The organism is Photobacterium sp. MCCC 1A19761, from assembly GCF_037389125.1.
Classification (GTDB): domain Bacteria; phylum Pseudomonadota; class Gammaproteobacteria; order Enterobacterales; family Vibrionaceae; genus Photobacterium.
The window spans coordinates 131,431-155,399 of the sequence record NZ_JAZGTF010000017.1; the positions used below are offsets into that span (position 1 = coordinate 131,431).

A 23,969-nucleotide genomic window follows, 5' to 3' on the forward strand; every position below is an offset into this window, starting at 1 on the left:
CATATCTGAGAATCCGTTAGCTTACGTGGAATGGCATCCGGCGATCACGCGATTGGTCCGGATGATGGATGCCCAACAATTCTGGCTGAACATCGCACCTTGCTGTTGTTTGGGTATAAGCTAGTAAGAAGATTCGTCAGTTTGTATTCACCTCAGGGAGAATTGCATTGATTGCAAACAGGTTCAAAGTCGCCGTTGTCGCGATTTCTATGATGATGGCAGGCTGCAGCGCTGCCCCCCAATCGAATTGGGTTCACCCGCCAATGGCCGTGCCGTTCCAGCCGACGATCCAACAGCAGATCCAGCTGGCCCGGATCGACCAGTTGCTCAAGCGCAATGACCTGGATGACGATACGCTGGCTCAGGTGTACTACGAGCGGGGCCTGCTGCATGACAGCCTGGGATTACGTGATTTGGCGCGTCTCGATTTTAACCAGTCACTGTCGCTGAAACCGGATCAGCCGGACGTGTTCAACATTCTCGGGGTCTATTTTACCCAGAGTGCCCATTTCGATGCCGCGTATGAAGCCTTTGATTCAACGCTGGAACTGAACCTGCGTCACCCGTATGCCCAGAGAAACCGCGGCATTGCCTTGTACTACGGCGGCCGCTACGACCTGGCACATGAAGATTTGATCGCGCACTACCAGCAGAATGTGAACGATCCCTACCGGGTGATCTGGCTGTACTTGGTGGAGCAGGTACTGATGCCCGAGACTGCCGACGAGAGGCTGCGCCAGCGCTTCGAGGCTAGCGAGCAGCAGGACTGGGGCTGGCAGATCGTCCGTCTGTATCTGGGCGATGTGTCTGAATCTGAGTTTCTAGCGCAAATCAGCCGGGAGAGCGAAGACAATGCCATGCTGGCTGAGCGTCTGACCGAAGGTTATTTTTACCTGGGCAAGCAGTACCATCATCGCCAGGATTACCAGTCGGCCCTGATGCTGTATAAGCTGGCGCTGTCCGGCAATGTGTATGAGTTTGTCGAGCATCGCTTTGCGTTGCTGGAGCTGAGTCGGTTGATGGCCGAAGCCCAGGTCGCGCAGGGACAACCGGATGAATCGCTTGAAGAAGCGTTGCCGCTGGACAGTGAATAACACCTGTCGTCGACTTTCCCCGGATAGTCGCTATCAAAAAAGCCGCAGTGATTGCGGCTTTTTTGATCGTCAGTGGTCACTCTAGCGGATTTCCAGTCCGGCCAGGTTGTGCCAGTAGCCGTTACACTGGTGCCCGCCCGGCAGCGGATGGTGCTGCGGGTCCTGCTCATTGGCGCGGAACTGATCCAGCAGCGGCAGGGTTTCGGTGCCGAGCGGACTGAGGCGCACAACATCGACCAGATCGGCCATGCTGCTGAGGTCGTTGATCAGGTTGTAACAGTAGCCGGACTGGGTCTGGATCCCGTTCAGGGTGAAGACTTTCTGACTCTCCTGGCTGTTGACGGTGATCCCGTTGGGGTAGCGGATGCAGCAGGTTTCGCAGTCATCCTTGGCGCGATCTTCGGCCCGGGCTGTAAAACAGCGGGCCGAGTAGGCCAGCGGCAGGTAACCGTAGCTGAAGACTTCGGTTTCAAACTGATCGCGGATCCCCATCGTTTCGCATTCTCGCACCACCTGTTGCAGCCAGTCGCGCGAGAGCTCAACGGGCATGCACCAGCGCACCATCCCTTGCTTGAGCAGCAGCCGCAGGGTCTGGGCGTTGTAGCAGTTGATGGCCGGACCGGTGATAAAAGGCACCCCATTGTCCCGGGCGAGCTGGATCGCGGAGACATCATTGGCTTCAATCATGAACTCCCCGTTCTCAATGTATTTCTTCATCACATTGACTTCGCTCGGGGCTTCGAGCAGTGCCATGGTTGAGAGGACGACTTGCTTGCCGGTCGCCGACAGGGCCCGGGCCAGTTCCAGCCAGTGGGCGGGTCTGAGCTCGCGGCGTTTGGAGCAGACGGTTTCTCCCAGATAGACGATGTCGGCGCTGCTGTCCTGAACCTGCTGATAGAAGGCTTCGACCTCGGTTTTGGGCCAGAAGTAAAGCAAGGGACCTAAGGCGTATTTCATAGACGGCTCCTGTTACTGCCATTTACGGTGGTAGGCGCCCAGCGTGGTCTGGGTCCCTTCGGAAACATTGCCCAGGCAGGCATCCCAGGCCGGCTCGACCTGGTAGCTGTCCGGGTTGGCCCGGTAGCGATCGATGGCGGCGCGCCAGGTGCGGGTCACCTGCTCGACATAGGCCGGGCTGCGCTGGCGGCCCTCAATTTTGACCGAGGCAATGTTGGCCTGGAACAGCTCCGGCAAGATCGCCAGTGTATTGAGGCTGGTCGGCTCTTCCAGAGCGTGGTAGCGCTGACCGTCGACATCGAAGCGGCCTTTGCACAGGGTCGGGTACCCGGCATTTTCCCCCTCGGCGTAGCGGTCAATCAGGACATCGTTCAGGCGTGACTCCAGCCCCTGCGGCGTTTCCTGCCAGCGGACGAATTTCGCCGGGGAGCAGGCCCCGACCGTGTTCGGGGATTCGCCGGTCAGGTAGGACGACAGATAGCAGCGCCCTTCAGACATGATACACAGGCTGCCGAAGGCGAAGACTTCCAGCTCGACCGGGCTGTTGCGGGCCAGTTGCTTGACCTGATGGATCGACAGCACCCGCGGCAACACCACTCGCTTGACGTTAAAGTTCTGATGATAAAAATCGATTGCCGCAGTATTGGTGGCCGACGCCTGGACCGACAGATGCAGTTCCAGATCCGGATAGCGATTGGCGGCATAGTCGAGCACGGCCATATCGGCCACGATCAGGGCATCTACGCCCATAGCCGCTGCGGTATCGACGGCCTTTTGCCAGCGACCGAAGCCGTCCGGGTGGGCGAAGGTGTTCAGGGCGATGTGGAGTTTGCGCTGGTGGTCTTTGACATACGCGACCGCTTTTTCCAGCTTGCGATCAGTAAAGTTCAGACCGGCGAAATGGCGGGCATTGGTATCATCCTTAAAACCGATGTAGACCGCATCCGCGCCGTGATCAATGGCAGTTTTTAGCGCCGGCAGGTTTCCGGCGGGGCATAGTAGCTCCATAGTTTTTCTACCCGTGAGGATGGACAGGATGGCGGAAATACTAGGGGGGGAATGCGGTGCGTATTTTGATGTCAGGCAGGTTTTGTTGAATTAAGTAACTTATTTCTCACATTTTATCCTTTGGAAGTAGAGACGGCCTGGTGACGGCCGGGCGGTATCGCCCGGATCAGTCGGTATGGCGGCTGTGCTCTAACAGGATTGCATCAAGCTCGTTTTTCGGCTGCGGCTTGTAGAAATAAAAGCCCTGGATCGAGTCACAGTTGAGGTTCGAGAGCAGGGTCGCCTGCTGGCGGGTTTCCACCCCTTCGGCAACAATGCTCATGTTCAGCGCTTTGCCGAGGTTGATAATGTTCTCGATCAGCGTGACCTGCTTGGGAATGGCTTCGATATCTTTGATAAACGCCCGGTCGATCTTGAGCTCATCGAGCGGGAAGCGGGCCAGATAGGACAGCGACGAATAGCCGGTGCCGAAGTCATCGATCGACAGCGAAAAGCCGAGTTGTTTGATCGCGTTCAGCATCTGGATCGTATGATCGCTGTCACTCATCACCGCGCTTTCCGTCAGCTCGAAGGTGATATCACTCGGGTCGACGCCGGTCGCCTGCTTCAGTTTTTCGACAAAGCTGATTAGGTTCGGGTTGCCGAACTGCTGCGGCGAGAGATTGATCGCCACCCGGCCGTTCAGCAGCCCCTGCTGCTTCCACTGACGCACCGTGGTGAACACTTCGCGCATCACCACCTGGCCCAGTTGCTCGATCAACCCGGAGCGCTCCGCGACCGGAATAAACTGTGCCGGGCTGATATAGCCTTCGACCGGATGTTTCCAGCGCACCAGCGCTTCGGCCCCGTCAATGACGAAATCCCGCGCGCCGACCTTCGGCTGGTACCAGACTTCCAGGCCGTTCTGTTGCAGGGCTTTTTGCAGCTCGATTTCGAGCCACAGCTGCATCCGCGCTTCCTTGTTCATCTCTTCGCTGAACTTGACCAGTCGGTTGCGGCCGCGATTTTTGGCCTCATACATGGCCGTGTCAGCGTTTTGCAGCAGGATCCGGGCATCATTGCCGTCACCCGGATAATTGACCATGCCGACGGAGCAGGCCAGATGTTTGCTGAAATGGTGCAGGTCGAACGGCTGGTTGATCAGGGCAATGATCTGCTGGGCCATCTGATCCCCCATCCGGGTGTGATCGGGCTCGGGCAGGATCACCGCAAACTCATCCCCGCTGAGGTGGCCGATCACGGCGCGCTCGGGCAACAGTCGGCGCAGTCGCTGGGCGATCTCCTGCAGCACCCGGTCGCCGATATGATGGCCGAGCGAGTCGTTGATATTTTTAAAGTTGTCCAGGTCAAGGTAGAGCATGACCAGCGGCGTCTTGTGCTGGATCAACTGCTCCAGACGGCGACTGAACCCGTGGCGGTTGTACAGGCCGGTCAGCGGATCGGTATGGACCAGCTGCTCCACCTGACCTTGCTGGCTGATTTGCTCGGAAATGTCCTGCAGCAGGATCAGCTTGGCCGGTGAGCCGAGCAGGGAAATATCGGAGACGGTCACCTGGAGCGTTTTCTCGGTGCTGCACCGGGGGCTGGTCTGACACCGGCGCTGCTGCTGATGGCCGAGCTCACTGAGCTGGCTGCCGAGGACCCGCTGGGTGTGGCTGTCGATCAGCAACCGGCCCAGCTCTTCACCGACCAAATCCTGCACCGACTCAAACCCGAGCAACGCGGCGGCAGCCTCGTTGGCTGAGATGATCAGATCGCCTTCGACAATACAGCTGCCGTCGGTGATCAGGTGGTTGAGCTGCGCCAGCTGATGCTCCAGCTCCTGGAGGGAGTTCACCAGCACCTGACGCTCGGAGGTATCGGCCGAGTGCAGCACGACGTACGGGATATTGCCTTGCGCATCTCGCAGCGGAGCCAGGCTGAAGTGCAGGCTGGTCTCGTGGCGGTTATCGTTGAGCACCACTTCGCCTTCGACTGATTCGCCCTGAAAGGCCCGCTCATAGTAGGGGCGCAGGGTCTCATAATAAGCCCGGCCCAGAACCTCGGCATCACTGCGGCCAATCAGCTCGTCGCGCGCCATCCCGCTGACTTCGCAGTAGCGGCTGTTGACGACCAGATAGTGATGATTGGGATCGAGGACCGCAAACAGAAAAGGGCTGTTGTCGGTTAGCAGCGGAAACCAGTAGTTGAGTTGCTCAGTCGGCATGGATGATGCGTCTATCCCGTTGCGCTGACGCAGACGGCGCCAGTTGAAAAATAATGGCTACTATAACCTGCGACCGTCGTCGAATTCCAAACTTTGCCGCTATAGAGTTGATTTTTTTGATGCAAGGCATAAAAGCCATCGTCCTTGTTGCCATACAATCAATCCATTGTGGCGACTGAAACAGGAAAAAACAGTGATTGCTCAATTACAAAAACAGATGGTTCAGCATGCGCCGGCGCTGCTGCGGATCCCGGCCCGGCTGACGCCGTTTGCGGTCCAGAAAAAAGTGATGCTGGAAGGGCTGGCCCTGGTGTTTCGCGAAGCCCTGGAAGACGGGGACTTTGCATTCCTCGAGGGTCGCTGGCTGAAAGTTGCGGTGCGGGATCTGGGGTTGTGCTGGTATATCAGCTACCGGGATGAGCAACTGGTGGTGGCAGATCAGATCGCCCAAGAGGATGTGAGTTTCAGCGGTGACTGCAACGATCTGGTATTAATTGCTGCACGCAAGGAAGATCCTGATACACTCTTTTTCCAGCGTCGCCTGCGGATTGAAGGCGACACCGAGTTGGGACTGGAAGTGAAAAACCTGATGGACAGTATTGATCTGACCTCGCTTCCGGCCCCGATCCAATTTTTATTGCAGCAGTCGGCGACCTTCATTCAACAAGGGATGCAGGCCCCGCCGGTTGCCAAAGAGGTCATGAATGCTCATTAGAACTGAAGCGCCGGCAGATATTCTGGCCGTAGATGCCTTACTGAAAACCGTGTTCGATACGGATGCCGAAGCGGATCTGGTGATGAGGCTGCGGGAGAATGGTCACCGCTCTTTGTCGCTGGTGGCCTGTAACGACGACGGTGAGGTGGTGGGCTATATGCTGTTCAGCCCGGTTACCGTCGATGGCAATGACGACAACTGGCAGGGGCTGGCGCCGATGGCCGTGAAGCAGGACTACCAGCGCCAGGGAATTGGACTGGCGTTGCTCGAAGAAGCCAAGAGTACGCTGGCGGAGCTCGGTTATCCGGCAGTCGTGGTGCTGGGGCACAGCGACTATTATCCCAAAGCCGGTTTTGTACAGGCCTCGGCGCACGGCCTGCAGTGTGCCTGGCCGGTGCCGGAAGAAGCCTTTATGGTACTGGAGCTGATCCCGGGCAGCCTGTCAGTTCGGCAGGGCACCGTGGCCTACAGCCCGGAGTTTTCGGCGCTGAGCTAAACGGCGGGCACGACCCGTCGCGGCCGAAGGTCTGCGGCGGTGAATTTCGTGCCTTTCGCCTGAATTAATTTTGCGTCGGCGCGCCAATTTGCCTGATGATCTGGTAGTATCGCCTGCCGAAATGAGGTCTTCAGGCACAGATGGTACGAGGATGAAGCAGCGAGACATACAGATCTTACACGAGATGGGGCTGACTTACTGGCAGATCAGAAAGCCGGACTTTTTTCCTGAGCTGGAAATGCCGGTGATCGACTTGCCGGAAAGCTGCAAGCTGCTGTTCGTGTGTGAAGACGAGCTGGATGATCATGATCGCTGGCTGTTCGGCCGGATCCTCAACAGCATGAAGCTCTCGCCGGAGCAGGCACTGATGCTACCGCCGCAAGGCGTGGCGCAAATCCGGGTCCATCACCTGACCTGGTGCTGGCTGGCGGGCTGTCAGGCGCCGCATCCGGCGGGCTGTCAGGTGCTGACCTCCATGTCGCTGAAACAGATGCATACCAACCCCGCAAGCAAGAAAGCCTTGTGGCAACAGATTTGTTCTTATGAGTCATAACATTGTATCCCTAGCGCCGCACCACCTTGATGCGGTGTGGCAAATCGAGCAGCATGCTCATGCCTTTCCCTGGTCAGAATCCCTGATCCGTCAGACGCCGAGTAAAATTGCCGTCAACCTGGCGCTCGAAGTCGGGCAGCAGGTGGTGGGCTATTGCTACGGCCAGCTGGTGGCCGGTGAAGCGACCCTGCTCAATATTGCCGTGGCACCGGAGTGCCAGGGGAAGGGGTACGGCAAAATTCTGCTCGACGGATTTATCGATCGGCTGACCGAGCTGGGCGCCGAAGAGATCTGGCTCGAGGTGCGTGCCAGCAATTCCCGGGCGTATCAGCTCTATGAGTCGGTGGGCTTTAACGAGATCAACCGGCGCTACGGCTATTACCCGACAGCAACCGGGCGGGAAGATGCGCTGATCATGACCTACCTGGTCCTCTAGCCCGGATTCCGGCAGGCCAGGCGGGTACCCGTTAGGCCTGTTGCTTTGCGCGAAGATTGCGTATAATTCCGCCATTGTTTATGCCAGACACGCCCTTTTCGGCCTGAGTGCCAAAGGTGCGGGCTCCTTCCTCAAATACTGCGCAAAAAGAGGCCGAGATGTAACTCACTGTTGTGAAAACAATTTTACCTGCTTGCGCAGGACGTCAGACCGGTATTTCCGCGGCACCGGACCCGATACGGGCCGGAATTCATGCGGCGTCAATCAAACTGGGATGGCTCGAATTCAGGAGCCGAACGATAGGGTACCCGATGCGGGACCATCGTTGCTCGATGTGGAAATCTCTCACAGGATTATCAAGATATGTCATTTCTTACTGAAGTGGGCAAGCGTCGTACGTTTGCGATCATTTCTCACCCGGATGCGGGTAAAACCACTATCACGGAAAAAGTACTGTTATTCGGAAACGCGATCCAGAAAGCCGGGACGGTGAAAGGCCGCGGCTCGAACCAGCACGCTAAGTCGGACTGGATGGAGATGGAAAAAGAGCGTGGGATCTCGGTCACCACCTCGGTGATGCAGTTCCCGTACAACGACCGTCTGGTCAACCTGCTCGATACCCCGGGACACGAAGATTTCTCGGAAGATACCTACCGGACTCTGACGGCGGTGGACTCGTGCCTGATGGTGATCGATGCCGCGAAAGGGGTTGAGGATCGGACCCGCAAGCTGATGGAAGTGACCCGTCTGCGCGATACGCCGATCATCACCTTCATGAACAAACTCGACCGAGATATCCGCGACCCGATGGAGTTGCTCGATGAGGTTGAAAGTGAGCTGAAGATTGCCTGTGCGCCGGTTTCCTGGCCGATTGGCTGCGGGAAAGAGTTCAAAGGGGTGTATCACATCCACCGTGATGAAACCATTTTGTACGCAACGGGCCAGGGCCACACCATCCAGGAAGAGCGGATTGTCAAAGGCCTGGATAACCCGGAGCTGGATGAAGCCGTGGGCGCGGATCTGGCTGAGCAACTGCGTGAAGAGCTGGAACTGGTGCTGGGTGCCTCGCACGAGTTTGACCGCGAACTGTTCCTGCAGGGCGAGCTGACGCCGGTCTTCTTCGGGACCGCACTGGGTAACTTCGGGGTCGACCATATGCTGGACGGTCTGACTGAGTGGGCCCCGGCGCCGATGCCGCGTCAGGCCAACGAGCGTCAGGTGGAAGCGAATGAAGAAAAATTCTCGGGCTTCGTCTTCAAAATTCAGGCGAACATGGATCCGAAGCACCGCGACCGGATTGCGTTCATGCGTATTGTTTCAGGCACCTACAGCCAGGGCATGAAAATGAACCATGTCCGCCTGGGCAAAAGCGTCAGCATTTCCGACGCTGTGACCTTCATGGCCGGTGATCGCTCCCGTGCCGAGCATGCGTATGCCGGGGATATTATCGGCCTGCACAACCACGGCACGATCCAGATCGGGGATACCTTCACCCAGGGCGAGAAGCTCAAGTTTTCCGGGATCCCGAACTTCGCGCCGGAGCTGTTCCGTCGGATTCGCCTGAAAGATCCGCTGAAGCAGAAGCAACTGCTGAAAGGTCTGGTTCAGCTGTCGGAAGAAGGGGCCGTTCAGGTGTTCCGTCCGCTGCAAAACAACGATCTGATCGTTGGTGCGGTCGGTGTGCTGCAGTTTGACGTGGTCGTGGCCCGCCTGAAAGCGGAATACAACGTAGAAGCGATCTACGAGAGCGTCAACGTTGCGACGGCCCGCTGGGTGGACTGCGGCGACGACAAGAAGCTGGAAGAGTTCAAACGCAAGAACCAGGCGAACCTGGCGCTGGACGGCGGGGACAACCTCAGCTACATCGCGCCGACGATGGTGAATTTGAACCTGGCCAAAGAGCGTTTCCCGGAAGTCGATTTCCGCGCAACCCGCGAACACTAATTCGCACTGCAAAGATTGAGCGCTGTCGCGCGATGAAAGCCGTCACAATTGTGGCGGCTTTTTTATTGCGCAGAATTCCCACGGGCCGCCTTGCACCCCGAATCCTGAGCAAACCCCGAGCGGGGTCGCGGTTATTGTGCTGATTTAGAACTACCATTGATTGCATATCAAAAGGAGGAGCGATGAAGATTGTGACAGCGAACGAGATCCGGGTGGACGTCGGCGAGCCTTACCCGCTGGGGGCAACCCTGCGCGGGCAGGGGGTGAACTTCAGTCTGTACTCCAAAGATGCCACCCGGGTGATCCTGCACCTGTTTGATGGTGCCGATGCCCCGGAGTCGTTTCAGCAGATCGAACTCGATCCGCTTGTGCATAAACGCGGGCATTACTGGTTTGTGTTTGTCAGCAACATCGGCCATGGCCAGGTGTATGCGTTTCAGGTCGACGGGCCGTGGAAGCCGCAGGTCGGACTGCGTTTTAATGCCAACAAAATGCTGATTGACCCGTACAGCCAGGCGATCAGTATCGGCGCGCATTACGATCGTCGGCAAGCGATTGGGGAAGCGTCCAACCTCGGCAGCAGTCTGCGCAGCATGGTGGTCGATCAGCAGGCGTTTGACTGGCAGGGGGACAAGCCGCCGCGCCACTCGATGACCGACACCGTGATCTATGAGATGCATGTCGGTGGCTTTACCAAGCACCCTTCCTCCGGGGTGGCCCCGGAAAAGCGGGGCACGTTTGCCGGGGTGATCGAAAAAATTCCTTACCTGCAGTCACTCGGTGTAACGGCCGTTGAGCTGATGCCGATCCAGCAGTTTGATGTCGACGATGCCCCGAAGGACCGGCAGAACTACTGGGGCTACAGTCCGATCAATTTTTTCTCCGTGCATACCGATTACAGCGTGGCGAAGGATCCGTTGGCTGCCATCACGGAGTTCAAAACCCTGGTGCGCGAGCTGCATAAAGCCGACATTGAGGTGATCCTTGATGTGGTGTTCAACCACACCGCGGAAGGGGATAACAGCGGGCCGACCTTCTGTTTTAAGGGGCTCCAGAACGGCGCCTATTACATTGTCGATAAAACCTGCGGCGAGTATCGTAACTACAGCGGCTGCGGCAATACCTGTAACGCCAACCATAGTGTGGTGCGACGAATGATCATTGATGCGCTGCACTTCTGGGTGACGGAAATGCGGGTCGATGGGTTTCGTTTTGACCTGGCCTCGGTGCTGGCCCGTGACAGCCTGGGCACGCCGCTCAAAGAGCCGCCGCTGCTGTGGTCGATTGATTCCGACCCGGTGCTGTGCAGTACCAAAATTTTCGCCGAAGCCTGGGATGCGGCCGGGCTCTATCAGGTGGGCTCCTTCATCGGCGATCGCTGGAACGAATGGAACGGTAAATTTCGCGATGATGTCCGCGCCTTCTGGCGGGGGGATACCGGCACGGTGAGCCGCTTTGCCTCCCGGATGCTGGGCTCGCCCGATATCTATTGCAGCGATCGCCACTCGCCGCACCGCTCGGTTAATTTTATCTGCGCTCATGACGGGTTCACCCTCAACGATTTGGTCAGCTACAACGAAAAACATAACCGGGATAACGGCGAGGACAACCGCGACGGCGATAATCACAACTTGTCAAACAACTACGGGATTGAAGGGCCGACCACGAATCCGGAGATCGAGGCGCTGCGCAACCGCCAGTGCAAGAACATGCTGGCGACCCTGCTGCTCTCGCTCGGGACACCGATGATTTCGATGGGGGATGAGGTCCGGCGGACGCAGCGGGGCAACAACAATGCCTATTGTCAGGATAACGAGAGCAGCTGGTTTGACTGGCGGCTGGTGGACCGGCATGCCGATCTGCTGCGTTTTGTCCGGCTGATGAACCGGATCCGGCGCTACGAGGAAACCATCGACTGGCACATGCATGTCTCGCTCAACACCGTGCTCAAAAGCGTCGGGATTGACTGGCACGGCCTGAAACCGAATCAGCCGGACTGGTCGGCCCATTCCCATTCTCTGGCCTCGACGGTGATCCACCCGATCAGCGGTGATGAGTTGTATGTGATCTGCAATGCCTACTGGGACCCGCTGATTTTTACCCTGCCGGACCGGGATTATCAGGACTGGCACCTTTTAGTGAATACCGCTGCGCCCAGCCCGGCTGATATCTATCCCATTGAGCAAGCGCCGCGTTATTATGACGAGACGATTTTGGTGACCGGGCGTAGTATGATCGTCATGGTTGCCAAGCCCGGCCATAAGTAGGCTCTATGTATAAGCAGGCTCTATGCGTGAGTGAGGCTCAATGAGCGAAAAGTCATGAATGATACGTCAAATGGGGAGAAGTCGATGCTGAACTGGCTGAAGCGGGGGATTGCCCGCTACGATCAATGGTGTGAACGCCTGGGGTTGGTTCCGGAAAACCGCCGCTGTTGTACGCCGATTCGTTACGATGAAGACGATCCACGCCATCCGTTGCAGCGTCGTGCCCGGTGCCAACTGAAAAACAGCGAATCCCGGCAGGATTAAAGGCGAGGCCATGATGATCGACAGCCACTGTCATTTCGATTTTGCGCCGTTTGATGCTGACCCGGCGGGGTACTTGGCCAAGGCTCGCCAAGTCGGGGTCGAGGCGCTGGTGATCCCGTCCGTCGGTGAGCGCAACTGGCAGGCGGTTCAGGCGCTGAGCCACCAGTTTGACTCAGTCTATTATGCGCTGGGCCTACACCCTTTTTTCAGTGCAGAGCACAGCGAGGCATCGCTGGCGTCTCTCGCTGAGCGTTTGGCGCAGGTGGCAGGCGAGGGCGCACAGCACGATCGCAAATGTGTGGCGGTCGGCGAGTGCGGACTTGATTTTGCCATTGCGCAGGCCGATCGCGATCAACAGCTGGCGTTGCTGCAACAGCAACTGATCCTTGCCAATACCTACCGGTTGCCGGTGATCTTGCACTGCCGTAAAGCCTTCCCGGAGCTGGTTGCCTTATTAAAGCAACATCCGCCGATTGCCGGGGGAGTCTATCATGGGTTTAGCGGCAGTCTGGCCCAGGCCGAGCAGGTGGTGGCGCTGGGGCTGAAGATCGGCGTCGGCGGGACCATTACCTATCCGAGGGCGAACAAGACCCGCAACACGGTAGCAGCATTGCCGCTGGAGGCGCTGGTGCTGGAGACTGATGCACCGGATATGCCGGTGGCCGGCCATCAGGGCGAGCCGAATCGTCCCGATCGGTTGTGTCATGTGATGCAGTCGCTTGTGGCGCTGCGGTCGGAATCTGCTCAGGAAATTGAATCGGTCACTTGCTTAACCACAACTGAACTCTTTGGCCTTTCTGTGTGAGGACGGTCACTGAATAAAAACGGTTGCGCAATTGGTTGCGTTAATTGCGGCACGTATAGTGATTTATGTCACAGCTGTGATTAAACTTTCACTTGGTTTCCGCATAAAGTGTGACGTTAGCATTACTTTATCCCGAATGGGGTTTGTATAATGCAGCGGACTCTTAAATGAGCCGAATTGTCGAGACGCCAAACTTAAACTTAAAGGGATGCCATAAACTATGAGCCTGTTTATGAGCCTGGTTGGGATGGCTGTGCTGCTGGGTATTGCAGTACTGTTATCTGATAACCGCAAAGCTATTAATTTACGTACTGTGGGTGGGGCATTTGCCATTCAATTTACTCTGGGTGCTTTCGTACTCTACGTTCCGTGGGGTAAGAATGCACTGGGCGCGGCAAGTGGCGCCGTTCAGAGTGTGATTGACTATGGTAATGTCGGTATTGAGTTCCTGTTCGGTAACCTGGTGAACTTCTCTGTTGAAGGCATTGGTTTCATCTTTGCATTCAAAGTGTTGCCAACGGTTATCTTCTTCTCTGCACTGATCAGCGTGCTGTACTACCTGGGCGTGATGCAAGTTGTCATCAACGTACTGGGTGGCGGTCTGCGTAAAGTGCTGGGTACATCAAATGCGGAATCCATGTCTGCAACAGCTAACATTTTTGTTGGTCAAACTGAAGCGCCGTTGGTTGTGCGTCCGTTTGTACCAAAAATGACGCAGTCTGAGCTGTTTGCGGTGATGTGTGGTGGTCTGGCGTCTGTTGCCGGTGGTGTACTGGCGGGTTATGCAGCCATGGGTGTACCGCTGGAGTACCTGATTGCAGCCTCGTTCATGGCAGCACCAGGTGGCCTGTTGTTCGCAAAAATCATCAAGCCTGAAACCGACACGCCAATCGAGCAAATCACTGGCGATGACGTGCAAGGCGACGACAAGCCTGCAAACGCCATCGATGCGGCGGCAAGCGGTGCCTCTTCAGGTATGCAACTGGCGCTGAACATCGGTGCGATGCTGCTGGCGTTCGTGGGTCTGATTGCCCTGATCAACGGGATGCTGGGTGGTATCGGTGGCTGGTTCGGTATGCCTGAGCTGACGCTGGAACTGATCCTGGGTTACGTGTTCATGCCGCTGGCTTACCTGATTGGTGTGCCATGGGCAGATGCCAACATCGCGGGCTCTTTCATCGGTCAGAAACTGATCCTGAACGAATTCGTGGCTTACCTGAGCTACGTTCCTTACCTGGGCGATGCAGCGCCGGTTGTCCTGTCTGAGAAGACCAAAGCAATCATCTCGTTTGCCCTGTGTGGTTTCGCGAACCTGTCTTCAGTCGCAATTCTGCTGGGTGGTCTGGGGAGCATTGCCCCGAACCGTCGTCACGACATTGCACGCTTCGGTATGAAAGCCGTTGCTGCAGGTACGCTGTCGAACCTGATGTCTGCGACCATCGCTGGTCTGTTCATCAGCCTGAGCGCGATGTAAGACATTCCTCAACTGAGGATGCCAAACGCCACAGCCTTGCTGTGGCGTTTTTGTATCTGTCGTCTCGGGGATGCCCAAAGTCCAAAGTCCAAAGTCCAAAGCCCAAAGTCCAAAGCCAAGCAACTTGGCGCATCAGTATCCGCGGGATCTGCCGGGAACTCGGATTGCCTGGCCGGTTGACCCCGTTCCGCTAGTGTCACCCGTCAGGTTCTGCTCTGGTGTCTGCCTCTGCCTCTGCCTCTGCCTCTGCCTCTGTTTCGGAAAAAGCACAGCCACAGCCATCAACACCCTGGGTAAACATTTCCGAACCCGGCGGCAGGGAAAAGCCATAAAATCGATTGCGCTCCGATTTCTGCCGCTGGGCATTGTTTACCATGGGCGGTAGTGAACAAGCGACACCTCAGGTGCAGCAGACTACACTTTTCTTGGTGCTGTGACAGACAGAGAGAAGTGTATGAATACCATGTATGAAGTTCTGCTGGCGCTGATGGCCGGGTTTATCGTCGGGGTTTTGTTTTCAGCGATTAAGCTGCCAATCCCGGCACCACCGGTACTCTCCGGGGTGATGGGGATCGTCGGGGTATACCTGGGCGCGATTGCCTACCGCTGGATTATCGAGCACTTTTTCACCTCCTTATAGCGCAGGCGGTACGCTGCAGATTGTGTTCTCGCGGTAAACAGATTGTCCACTACAGGAAACGTATCTTTGATGGTGGGGTGTTCATCAGCTTGCTATGATGGGCCGGAACCATCAAAGATTGACGGTAGCTGTTTCAGTAGATTTACGTCGTGGTGAGATGCTTGTCACGATTTGCTGAATGGCACGACGGCAGGGTAACCCGGAGGGCCGGATATCCTGCGCGGTGAAAAGGAAATCAATCAGGTTGCGCATGCCGAAATGACAGCCTGAGTCTTCAAGGAATCAAGTCCGCTCATTGAACTGTTCGCGATAGGCGCACCGTGTGCGGTGGCGCTACTGTTCGCCTCAGGCGGATGGAACAGTTTCTATAAGCTTGGTAGAAAATAACTGGACTGGAGATAGTCATGAGCGATTTAAAAGCTGCTGCACTGCGTGCACTTCAACTAATGGATCTTACCACTCTGAATGACGACGACACCGACGCCAAAGTCATCGAGCTGTGTAAGAACGCCAAAACGCCTGTAGGCAATACAGCAGCGATCTGCATCTACCCACGTTTCATTCCTGTAGCGAAAAAGCAACTGCGTGAGCAAGGGACGCCGGAAGTGCGCATTGCCACGGTCACGAACTTCCCGCACGGCAACGACGATATCGCCATTGCCGTCGCTGAAACTAAGGCTGCTGTGGCTTACGGTGCCGATGAGGTGGATGTGGTTTTCCCTTACCGTGCCCTGATGGCCGGTAACGAAGAAGTCGGTTTTGAGCTGGTGAAGCAGTGTAAAGCCGCTTGTGGCGACATCCTGCTGAAAGTGATCATCGAAACCGGCGAGCTGAAAACGCCTGAGCTGATCAAAAAAGCCTCTGAGATTTCGATCAAAGCCGGTGCGGACTTCATCAAAACTTCAACCGGTAAAGTGCCGGTGAACGCAACCCCGGAAGCGGCAGAAATCATGCTGACCGTGATCAAAGACATGGGCGTTGAGAAGACCGTTGGCTTCAAGCCTGCCGGTGGTGTTCGCACCGCTGAAGACGCCAAGCAGTTCCTGGATATGGCTGACCGTATCCTGGGCGCTGACTGGGCTGACAACATGCACTACCGTTTCGGTGCCTCCAGCCTGCTGGCGAACCTGCTGCACACGCTGGGCGAAGGTGAAAAAGCTGCGGAAGGCGGCTACTAATCTTCCCTGAATCAGGTGGCCCCGCGCCACCTGATTTGTAATACCCACCGCTTCCGTGACACAGAAATGGTTTCTGGTGGGTACGAATCCCGTGACTGTTTATCGATTGTGCTTGCCCCGCAGAGGTCTGAGCGTGGCATGAGTGCGACCGGATATTGTGAAGAGCGGGCGATTGCGCCCCGCCGAAAAATGGTCACCAGCCCTACACGCTTCTCTGATTGGGGGAATCCCATGTATTTACCACAAGAAATTATCCGCAAAAAACGCGACAACATTGAGCTGACCGCGGACGAAATCAACTTCTTTATTCAAGGCATTGCCAAAGACACCGTCTCTGAAGGCCAGATCGCCGCTTTCGCCATGGCCGTATATTTCAACGACATGACCATGGCTGAGCGCGTGGCGCTGACCTGCGCGATGCGCGACTCCGGCATGGTGATCGACTGGAGCCACATGAACTTTGACGGCCCGATTGTCGACAAGCACTCCACCGGTGGGGTGGGCGATGTCACCTCGCTGATGCTCGGCCCGATGGTTGCGGCCTGTGGCGGTTATGTACCGATGATTTCCGGCCGTGGCCTGGGCCATACCGGCGGCACGCTGGACAAGCTGGAATCGATCCCGGGCTATAACATCACCCCGAGCAACGAGGTGTTCGGTCAGGTGACCAAAGACGCCGGCGTGGCGATTATCGGCCAGACCGGTGACCTGGCCCCGGCGGACAAGCGCGTGTACGCCACCCGTGATGTCACCGCAACCGTCGATAATATTTCTCTGATCACCGCCTCGATCTTGTCGAAGAAACTGGCCGCCGGGCTGGGCTCTCTGGTGATGGATGTCAAAGTGGGCTCGGGTGCCTTCATGCCGACCTACGAAGCCTCGGAAGCGCTGGCAAAATCCATCGTGGCGGTGGCCAACGGTGCCGGCACCAAAACGACGGCGCTGCTGACGGACATGAACCAGGTGCTGGCCTCGACTGCCGGGAATGCGCTCGAAGTTCGCGAAGCGGTGCAATTCCTGACCGGTGAATACCGCAACCCTCGCTTATTTGAAGTGACCATGGCATTGTGTGCTGAAATGTTAGTAAACAGTGGCTTAGCCGACGATCTGACCCAAGCACGCGAGAAGCTGCAAACGGTGCTGGACAACGGCGAAGCTGCCAAGCGATTCGGCAAGATGGTCGCCGGCTTGGGCGGCCCGGCGGACTTCATGGAAAACTACGACCAGTATCTGGAAACGGCGGACATTATTAAGCCTGTGTTTGCCGAGACCACCGGTTATGCCTACGCCATGGATACCCGTGCGCTGGGGATGGCTGTGGTGGAAATGGGCGGTGGCCGTCGCGTGGCTTCCGATACCATTGATTACGCGGTGGGCCTGAGTGACATGATTAGCCTGGGCGCTGAAGTGAATGCCGAGACGCCGCTGGCCGTGATCCATGCCCGCACTGAAGCCCAGTGGGAAGACGCAGCTAAAGCGGTTCGCGCCAGCATTACGGTGGCGGATGAGAAACCGGCTGCAACCCCGGAAGTTTATCGCCGTATTCGCCTTGAAGATCTTTAATGGAGTACACATGAAACGTTCAATTATTCTGGTTCTTGACTCATTCGGTATCGGGGCCACGGAAGATGCCGTTGATTTCGGCGATGTGGGTTCAAACACCCTGGGTCATATCGCGGAGCGTTGTGCCCGTGGTGAAGCAGACAACGGCGAGCGTAGCGGTCCGTTGCACCTGCCGAACCTGACCAAGCTGGGCCTGGGTAAAGCATGTGAAGAGTCTTCGGGTGTATTCCCGGCGGGTCTGGATGCCGATGCAGAAATTACCGGTGCCTACGGTCACGCCAAAGAGCTGTCTTCGGGCAAAGATACCCCGTCCGGCCACTGGGAAATTGCCGGGGTACCGGTGCTGTTTGACTGGGGTTACTTTACCGATCACAGCAACAGCTTCCCGAAAGCGCTGCTCGATCGCATCGTCGAACGTGCCAACCTGCCGGGCTACCTGGGTGACTGCCACGCTTCCGGCACTCAGGTGCTGGACGATTTGGGCGAAGAGCATATGAAAACCGGCAAACCGATCTTCTACACCTCGGCGGACTCGGTGTTCCAGATCGCCTGTCATGAAGAGACTTACGGCCTGGATAACCTGCTGGAACTGTGCCAGATCGTGCGTGAAGAGCTGGAAGACTACAACATCGGCCGCGTGATCGCCCGTCCGTTCATCGGCCCGGGTAAAGGCCAGTTCGAGCGTACCGGCAACCGTCGCGATCTGTCGGTTGAGCCGCCGTCAGCCACCGTGCTGCAAAAGCTGGTGGAGGAGAAAAACGGTGAAGTGGTCTCGATCGGGAAGATTTCTGATATCTACGCCGGTTGCGGGATCACCAAGAAAGTCAAAGCCACCGGGATCCCGGCGCTGTTTGACGCCACCATGGCAGAGATCAAGCAAGCGGGTGACAACACCATCGTGTTCACCAACTTCGTTGACTTCGATTCCGCTTACGGCCACCGCCGTGATGTCGCCGGTTATGCAGCCGCCCTGGAATACTTCGACAAGCGCCTGCCGGAAATTCTGGACCTGCTGGCCGAAGACGACGTACTGATCCTGACCGCAGACCATGGTTGCGATCCGACTTGGGAAGGCACTGACCACACCCGTGAGCACATCCCGGTGCTGGTCACCGGTCCGAAAATCAAAGCTGGCTCACTGGGTCGCCGTGAGACGTTTGCCGACATCGGCCAGAGCCTGGCAGAATACTTCGGAATTTCAGATATGGACTACGGCAAGTCGTTCCTGTAACGCTGCCGGTCGCAGTTTCGGAGGATGCAGTCTATCCTTCGAAACAGCACTTTCGATTGCAAACTTGTGTTGAATCATCAACATTCAACAGAAAACAGTAAGGAATAAACAATGGCTACTCCTCACATTAATGCTGAAAAGGGTGATTTTGCTGATGTTGTACTGATGCCGGGCGATCCGCTGCGTGCCAAGTACATTGCAGAAACCTTCCTGGACGATGCGAAAGAAGTCTGTAACGTGCGCAACATGTTCGGTTACACCGGGACCTACAAAGGCCGTCGTATTTCCGTCATGGGTCACGGTATGGGGATCCCGTCGTGCTCGATCTACGGCACGGAGCTGGTCAAAGACTACGGTGTGAAGAAAATCATCCGAGTGGGCAGCTGTGGTGCGGTGCGTGACGATGTCAACCTGCGTGATGTGGTGATCGGCATGGGCGCTTCCACGGACTCGAAAGTGAACCGGATCCGCTTTGGCGATCACGACTTCGCGGCCCTGGCTGATTTCGATATGGTGAAAAACGCCGCAGCGGCAGCCAAAGCCAAAGGTATTGATGTCAAAGTTGGTAACCTGTTCTCTGCCGATCTGTTCTACAACCCGGATTTCGAGTTCTTCCAAACCATGAAGCAGTACGGCATCCTGGGTGTGGAGATGGAAGCGGCCGGCATCTACGGCCTGGCGGCCGAGTTTGGTGCCAAAGCACTGACGATCTGTACCGTGTCGGATCACATCCTGCGCGGCGAAGCGACCACCTCTGAAGAGCGTCAGCTGACCTTCAACGAGATGATTGAGATCGCGCTGGAATCTGTTCTGCTGGGTGATGCTGAAGAAGCGTAATCGCGGCGCAACAGAGATGGTGATTGAAAAAGGGCTTGCCGGTTGGCAAGCCCTTTTTGGTTGTTGGTTTTTTTCTTTGGGGGCTGATATTGGCGCTTAGTCCTGCTTGTTCGAAGTCAGCAGGAACGGGAAGTGCCAGATATCCTTGCGGCGGCCAAAGGTATAGGCCAGAAGGAAGCCAATCATCAGCCCGGCCAGGATCAGCCCGCGAATGGTGTTGGTCATATAGTCGACCTGGCTGGCGGCTTTTTCCAGCAGCAGGCCTTGTTCTAAGGTGATCCGGATAAACCCGACGACCTGATCTTCGGTCATGATTGGCTCGACAACCTGCTGGCGGCCAAAGCTCGCCACCGACAGTGGTGTCGACATGCCGGTGACCTGCTCCAACGGCATGGCCTCTTCGGTCTGGGCGACCGTCACCCCTTCCAAGTCATAGATGCTGGCATCGAGGATCAAAGGTTCTTCTGACAGCCGCTGCACCAGGGCTTGCAGCTTGTTCTGATCTTTGTCCAGCATATCCTGGGCAGCCGTCGCTGCTGCCTGGCGGACGACCATGCGCGACAGCGTTTGTGTTTGCTCGCTCAGGGCGCGGTAGTTACGCAGGTTGAGATCGGCGCCGTACTCGAGCATGGCAACCAGGCCGCCGAGGCTGGCAGCCAGCACCAGCACCTGCCAAAGGCGCCGCAGGCGCATTTTTTTCAGAATCATCATAACCGTGTCTATGGAACTCTAACCGAATGTCATATTGGGACTTGCCCTGTTAAATTGCAATAGGGTACTTTGATAGCAGTGAATCTCAAACATGGATGTCCCAAGTGCTTACAGTAAAAAAACATACCACCCTGCATACCCAGTTCCCACAAGTTGTCACGGCCTCGAACCTGGCGCGTCAGCGTGCCCATACCTTAGTGTACGGCCGCCGGATCACGGCTGAGCTGGTGGATCTGATCGGCGTCCATCAGGGGGAGCCGTTGCAGGTGGTGGCGGCCTGGAAGGTCGGGCCGTACGATGCGCTGCTGCTCGGTGATACGTTGTCGGCGTCGTTGATCGAGGCGCTTACTCATTATGAACTCGATTTTGCCGATACGCGCGATTTACCGGATCTGTCCGAGCCGGGTGTGGTGGTGATGGACATGGACTCGACTGCGATCGAGATTGAGTGTATTGATGAGATCGCGGTGCTGGCCGGTGTCGGTGAGCAGGTCTCGGCCGTCACCGAGCGGGCGATGCAAGGCGAGCTGGACTTTGAACAAAGCCTGCGTCAGCGGGTGGCAGCGCTGGAAGGAGCCGATGCTTCGATCCTCGAATCGGTGCGTGCCGAGCTGCCGTTGATGCCGGGGCTGCCGGAGCTGGTGAAGACCCTGCAGCATTACGGCTGGAAAGTGGCGATTGCCTCCGGCGGGTTTACCTATTTTTCGGATCACCTCAAAGAGACCCTGGCGCTGGATTATGCCCGCTCGAACACCCTGGAGATTGTCGACGGCAAGCTGACCGGCCAGGTGCTGGGTGAAGTCGTTGATGCGCAGGTGAAGGCAGATATTCTGCACATGCTGGCCGAAGAATATGACGTGGCCCCGCACAACACGGTAGCCATCGGGGACGGGGCCAACGATCTGCTGATGATTAAGGCAGCCGGGCTAGGCATTGCTTACCATGCCAAGCCGAAAGTGCAGGCGGAAGCGCCGAGCAGCATTCGCCATGCCGATTTGGGCGGGGTGATGTGTATTCTGTCGGCGTCATTGCTGCCGCAGGGGATCGGCTGGTAATGCCGTTCTCTTCAGAAGACGCTGTTTAGTTAAGACAGTGATGGTTGCAATCATTCTAGGGCTGTCATCAACCAAGGGCGAGTGGATTCACTCGCCCTTGGTTGTTGATGGGGGTTATCGAGACGACATACGGCCCTGCCGCGATTCAGACGATTTCGAGTCGGATCAGCACTTCATCGCTGATGTCATAGATCTCGCCGCAGCCGATCAGGGAGGTGAACTCATTCTCCAGCGCCCGGGCCCGGTGCAGGGTCATCCGGGCCAGCTCGCCGAGCTCGATGCCGGTCAGGGCAGTCATCGGCTCTAGCACCGGCACAGCGGTCACCCGCAGCGCCATGAACTCGCCTCTGGCCCGGGCCTGTTTGATGAACTGGATCCGCTCATCAATGCTTTCAAACTCGTCAATGAGCTGGCTCTTGAGCCGCGAGACCTGATCGCCCTTGCGCTCAATCCACAGATACAGCTCGTGAATGTAGGGCTTGCGGATCTCCACCGGGCGCATCGGCTCGGCCAGCATCCGGTTGAGGCGGTTTTTGAAAATCGGCTCCATGGAAAACAAACTGCCGCCGGCAACCTGGTTGAACAGCTTGGGCAGCGCCGGCAACGGGAAGTTGCAGCCGAATGCCTTGGGCTTGATCTTGTGGTTTTCTTTTTCAGTAAAATACGGAATGGTATTGAGCCGGGTCAGCAGCATCTGGTGCATCGCCAGCAGCAGCTCCCCTTTGGGCAGCGGCTCTGCCACCACCGGCAGGGCGCGTTCATTTTGCTGGATCAGACGGCGCAGGTATTGCTCCCCCTTCATCGCAATCGCTCCGCTGCCGGTCGTCATCTGGATATTGGTGAAATCCGGGCTGACCCGCACCACGGTGTAGGGGATCTGGCTCAACGGCGCTTTCTTGTCCCGCTTTTGCAGCTCGCCGAAGGTGATCGATACCTTGTCGCCCCGCTTGATCGGCAGGGGATAGCTGAGGTTCAGGTTCAACCCGTGGATCGACAGGTCGATACTGGTGCCTTCAACCGTAGGGTGGTCTTCGTGCTGCATGAGTACCTTGGTTTCAAACTGAAACCGTGATTCACTGCGCTGCGGTTTGGGGTCAAAGAAAATGGCATTGGCGGTCGCCACCGGATTGCGCGGGTGGCGGTAGTTCTGCAAAATTTTGCCCGGCAGGCTGGGTTTGACCGCCAGGCGATAGTCCGATTGGGCGTGCTCGTTGGTCAGATCCTGCAAAATCCCGATGTGGGTCAGCTTGTTGAGCTGCTCATACATCTCCGGGGCAATTTCCTGTAACCGCTCCAGATCATCCGGGCTGATCGGCTGGATAGTCAGGCGGCTGACCTTCCAGCTTTTACGGGCAGCCCCGATATGCCAGAACAAATGGCGCTGCTCCTTGGTCAGCTCCGGCAGTGCGGCAGAGTAGAAGTAGCTCTTATTGTCATGCTCGTGGCTGAAGCTGTAAATCAGCGTGCTGCACTGTTTGAGGCCCGGTTTCCCTAGGCTGGCCATACGCTCTTTGGACAGCAGGTGGTTGATCACCGGCTGGTTGCGCTCATCGTGCCAGCCGTCCCAGATATGGCGGTTGTGGTTGGTCAGCAGGCAGTATTTGAGCTGGTCCCCGGCAAAAAACAGCGGCATGCTGGTGGTATGCTTGAGATAACAGTGCTCATAGCCTTTGGTGCGCACCTGGATCACGCGGTCGTCGTAGTTTTTCCGGGCGCGCTGCTGCGGGGTCTGCTGGCTGCGGTCAATGGCCTCGCGGATGGCGGTATTGTCACTGATCCGTTTCAGTCGCAGCCACCGGAAGCTGTCGTTATCCTTGCTGTCATCAATGCCGACAATCCGGTATTCGGTTTCCAGGTTGAGGCGTTTATCGCGGTAATCTTCCGCCAGCTTGGGGAAGGTGGCCTTGATGGTTTGCCCCAGGGCGTATTTAAACGCGGACGGGACTTTGAATTTTGCGCCGGAATAGGACAGATCCGATGTCGTGCCATGCACGTGCTGGTTAAACGGCAACTGCAGGTTGACCGGGGTGCTCATGCGCAGCCGGTTTTCCTGACGGGTCAGGTAGTGGCCGAAGCGGATCAGCGAGGCGTCAAACTGGGTATCGCGCAGGGGCGCGCTGGTTTCCGTGACGGCTTGTTTATTCTGCTGGTGCAGCACCCGGAAGTTATTGCGGGTATTCATCAGCGCTTCATACAGGCCGACCCGGTACTTGCCGCCGAACGCTTTGATGCGTTTGTGATAGGTATTGAGCGCGACGTCATCGAGCCAGTGTACCAGGCCGTTGAGCTCATAGGGGCGGCATTCACCGTTCACCCGGCCCCGGAGATCGACGATCTGGTAGCAGGGGGCCATGATCCGGTTCAGCTCCATTTTGATCTGGAGTTTCATCGGGCCTGTGGCATCCTGCGTCATCATCTGGAAGACATCATCGAAATCTTCACTGTCGTAGACGGGAATGAGCTGTTCAAGCAGTCCTTTTTGAGTATCCGGCAACATAGGCTTTTTGATATAGGAGTCCTTCCGTTATTATCTGC

General features: G+C 56.9%; 21 protein-coding genes. 16 read left to right on the top strand and 5 right to left on the bottom strand.

The features are described 5' to 3' along the window. Positions 1-167 precede the first annotated feature (167 nt). The gene (gene nlpI / locus VV869_RS16240) at positions 168-1,094 is read left to right on the top strand and encodes a lipoprotein NlpI (RefSeq protein ID WP_337735967.1); all 927 of its coding nucleotides are present in this window, start codon (positions 168-170) and stop codon (positions 1,092-1,094) included. Between the two features lie 81 nt (positions 1,095-1,175). Here nlpI and VV869_RS16245 read toward each other — a convergent pair whose 3' ends face one another. The 3 genes from VV869_RS16245 to VV869_RS16255 all read right to left on the bottom strand — a co-directional run bounded on the left by VV869_RS16245 (position 1,176) and on the right by VV869_RS16255 (position 5,265). Then, entirely contained in the window at positions 1,176-2,051 is an 876-nt protein-coding gene (locus VV869_RS16245; protein ID WP_337735968.1) for a U32 family peptidase, read from the bottom strand. Positions 2,052-2,063: 12 nt separating this feature from the next. Further along, positions 2,064-3,059 (bottom strand): ubiquinone anaerobic biosynthesis protein UbiU, encoded by a 996-nt coding sequence (gene ubiU, locus VV869_RS16250; protein WP_337735969.1) that lies wholly within the window; start codon positions 3,057-3,059, stop codon positions 2,064-2,066. Between the two features lie 166 nt (positions 3,060-3,225). After that, complete coding sequence (locus VV869_RS16255) at positions 3,226-5,265, bottom strand: sensor domain-containing protein (RefSeq protein WP_337735970.1); 2,040 nt, start codon at positions 5,263-5,265, stop codon at positions 3,226-3,228. Between the two features lie 193 nt (positions 5,266-5,458). Here VV869_RS16255 and ubiT point away from each other — a divergent pair, with 193 nt between their 5' ends. The 14 genes from ubiT (at position 5,459) to deoD (ending at position 19,668) form a co-directional block, all read left to right on the top strand. Beyond that, positions 5,459-5,980, top strand: a complete 522-nt coding sequence (gene ubiT / locus VV869_RS16260) for a ubiquinone anaerobic biosynthesis accessory factor UbiT (protein ID WP_337735972.1) — start codon at positions 5,459-5,461, stop codon at positions 5,978-5,980. Then, on the top strand, positions 5,970-6,476 hold the full coding sequence (locus tag VV869_RS16265) for a GNAT family N-acetyltransferase (RefSeq protein ID WP_337735974.1): 507 nt from the start codon (positions 5,970-5,972) through the stop codon (positions 6,474-6,476). Before ubiT ends, VV869_RS16265 begins: the two co-directional genes overlap by 11 nt. A gap of 151 nt (positions 6,477-6,627) precedes the next feature. Next, the gene (locus tag VV869_RS16270) at positions 6,628-7,029 is read left to right on the top strand and encodes a DNA polymerase III subunit psi (protein WP_337735975.1); all 402 of its coding nucleotides are present in this window, start codon (positions 6,628-6,630) and stop codon (positions 7,027-7,029) included. Further along, positions 7,019-7,465: a ribosomal protein S18-alanine N-acetyltransferase gene (gene rimI / locus VV869_RS16275; protein WP_337735976.1), complete on the top strand. Its 447-nt coding sequence runs from the start codon at positions 7,019-7,021 to the stop codon at positions 7,463-7,465. Before VV869_RS16270 ends, rimI begins: the two co-directional genes overlap by 11 nt. A gap of 363 nt (positions 7,466-7,828) precedes the next feature. Then, on the top strand, positions 7,829-9,409 hold the full coding sequence (gene prfC / locus VV869_RS16280; RefSeq protein ID WP_337735977.1) for a peptide chain release factor 3: 1,581 nt from the start codon (positions 7,829-7,831) through the stop codon (positions 9,407-9,409). Between the two features lie 182 nt (positions 9,410-9,591). Beyond that, positions 9,592-11,676: a glycogen debranching protein GlgX gene (gene glgX, locus VV869_RS16285; protein ID WP_337735978.1), complete on the top strand. Its 2,085-nt coding sequence runs from the start codon at positions 9,592-9,594 to the stop codon at positions 11,674-11,676. 54 nt (positions 11,677-11,730) lie between these two features. Beyond that, positions 11,731-11,940 carry a hypothetical protein gene (locus VV869_RS16290; protein ID WP_337735979.1) on the top strand — a complete coding sequence of 70 codons (210 nt, stop codon included), beginning with the start codon at positions 11,731-11,733 and terminating at the stop codon, positions 11,938-11,940. 10 nt (positions 11,941-11,950) lie between these two features. Beyond that, a complete protein-coding gene (locus VV869_RS16295; protein ID WP_337735980.1) occupies positions 11,951-12,745 on the top strand; it encodes a TatD family hydrolase in 795 nt (264 codons plus the stop codon). 220 nt (positions 12,746-12,965) lie between these two features. Then, positions 12,966-14,219 carry a NupC/NupG family nucleoside CNT transporter gene (locus VV869_RS16300; protein ID WP_337735981.1) on the top strand — a complete coding sequence of 418 codons (1,254 nt, stop codon included), beginning with the start codon at positions 12,966-12,968 and terminating at the stop codon, positions 14,217-14,219. A 463-nt stretch (positions 14,220-14,682) separates the two neighbouring features. Then, positions 14,683-14,859 carry a XapX domain-containing protein gene (locus tag VV869_RS16305; RefSeq protein ID WP_337736004.1) on the top strand — a complete coding sequence of 59 codons (177 nt, stop codon included), beginning with the start codon at positions 14,683-14,685 and terminating at the stop codon, positions 14,857-14,859. A gap of 404 nt (positions 14,860-15,263) precedes the next feature. Then, a complete protein-coding gene (deoC, locus tag VV869_RS16310; RefSeq protein ID WP_337735982.1) occupies positions 15,264-16,037 on the top strand; it encodes a deoxyribose-phosphate aldolase in 774 nt (257 codons plus the stop codon). 231 nt (positions 16,038-16,268) lie between these two features. Next, entirely contained in the window at positions 16,269-17,600 is a 1,332-nt protein-coding gene (deoA, locus tag VV869_RS16315; protein WP_337735983.1) for a thymidine phosphorylase, read from the top strand. A 10-nt stretch (positions 17,601-17,610) separates the two neighbouring features. Then, on the top strand, positions 17,611-18,831 hold the full coding sequence (gene deoB, locus VV869_RS16320; protein ID WP_337735984.1) for a phosphopentomutase: 1,221 nt from the start codon (positions 17,611-17,613) through the stop codon (positions 18,829-18,831). A gap of 111 nt (positions 18,832-18,942) precedes the next feature. Further along, positions 18,943-19,668: a purine-nucleoside phosphorylase gene (deoD, locus tag VV869_RS16325; protein ID WP_255388449.1), complete on the top strand. Its 726-nt coding sequence runs from the start codon at positions 18,943-18,945 to the stop codon at positions 19,666-19,668. Positions 19,669-19,764: 96 nt separating this feature from the next. Here the strand turns inward: deoD and VV869_RS16330 are convergent, their stop codons facing one another. After that, positions 19,765-20,379 carry a YtjB family periplasmic protein gene (locus VV869_RS16330; RefSeq protein ID WP_337735985.1) on the bottom strand — a complete coding sequence of 205 codons (615 nt, stop codon included), beginning with the start codon at positions 20,377-20,379 and terminating at the stop codon, positions 19,765-19,767. A gap of 95 nt (positions 20,380-20,474) precedes the next feature. On the opposite strand from VV869_RS16330, the gene serB reads away from it, so the two are divergent. Continuing rightward, positions 20,475-21,434 (top strand): phosphoserine phosphatase, encoded by a 960-nt coding sequence (gene serB / locus VV869_RS16335; protein ID WP_337735986.1) that lies wholly within the window; start codon positions 20,475-20,477, stop codon positions 21,432-21,434. Positions 21,435-21,579: 145 nt separating this feature from the next. Here serB and VV869_RS16340 read toward each other — a convergent pair whose 3' ends face one another. Beyond that, complete coding sequence (locus tag VV869_RS16340; protein WP_337735987.1) at positions 21,580-23,931, bottom strand: PilZ domain-containing protein; 2,352 nt, start codon at positions 23,929-23,931, stop codon at positions 21,580-21,582. Positions 23,932-23,969 lie beyond the last annotated feature (38 nt).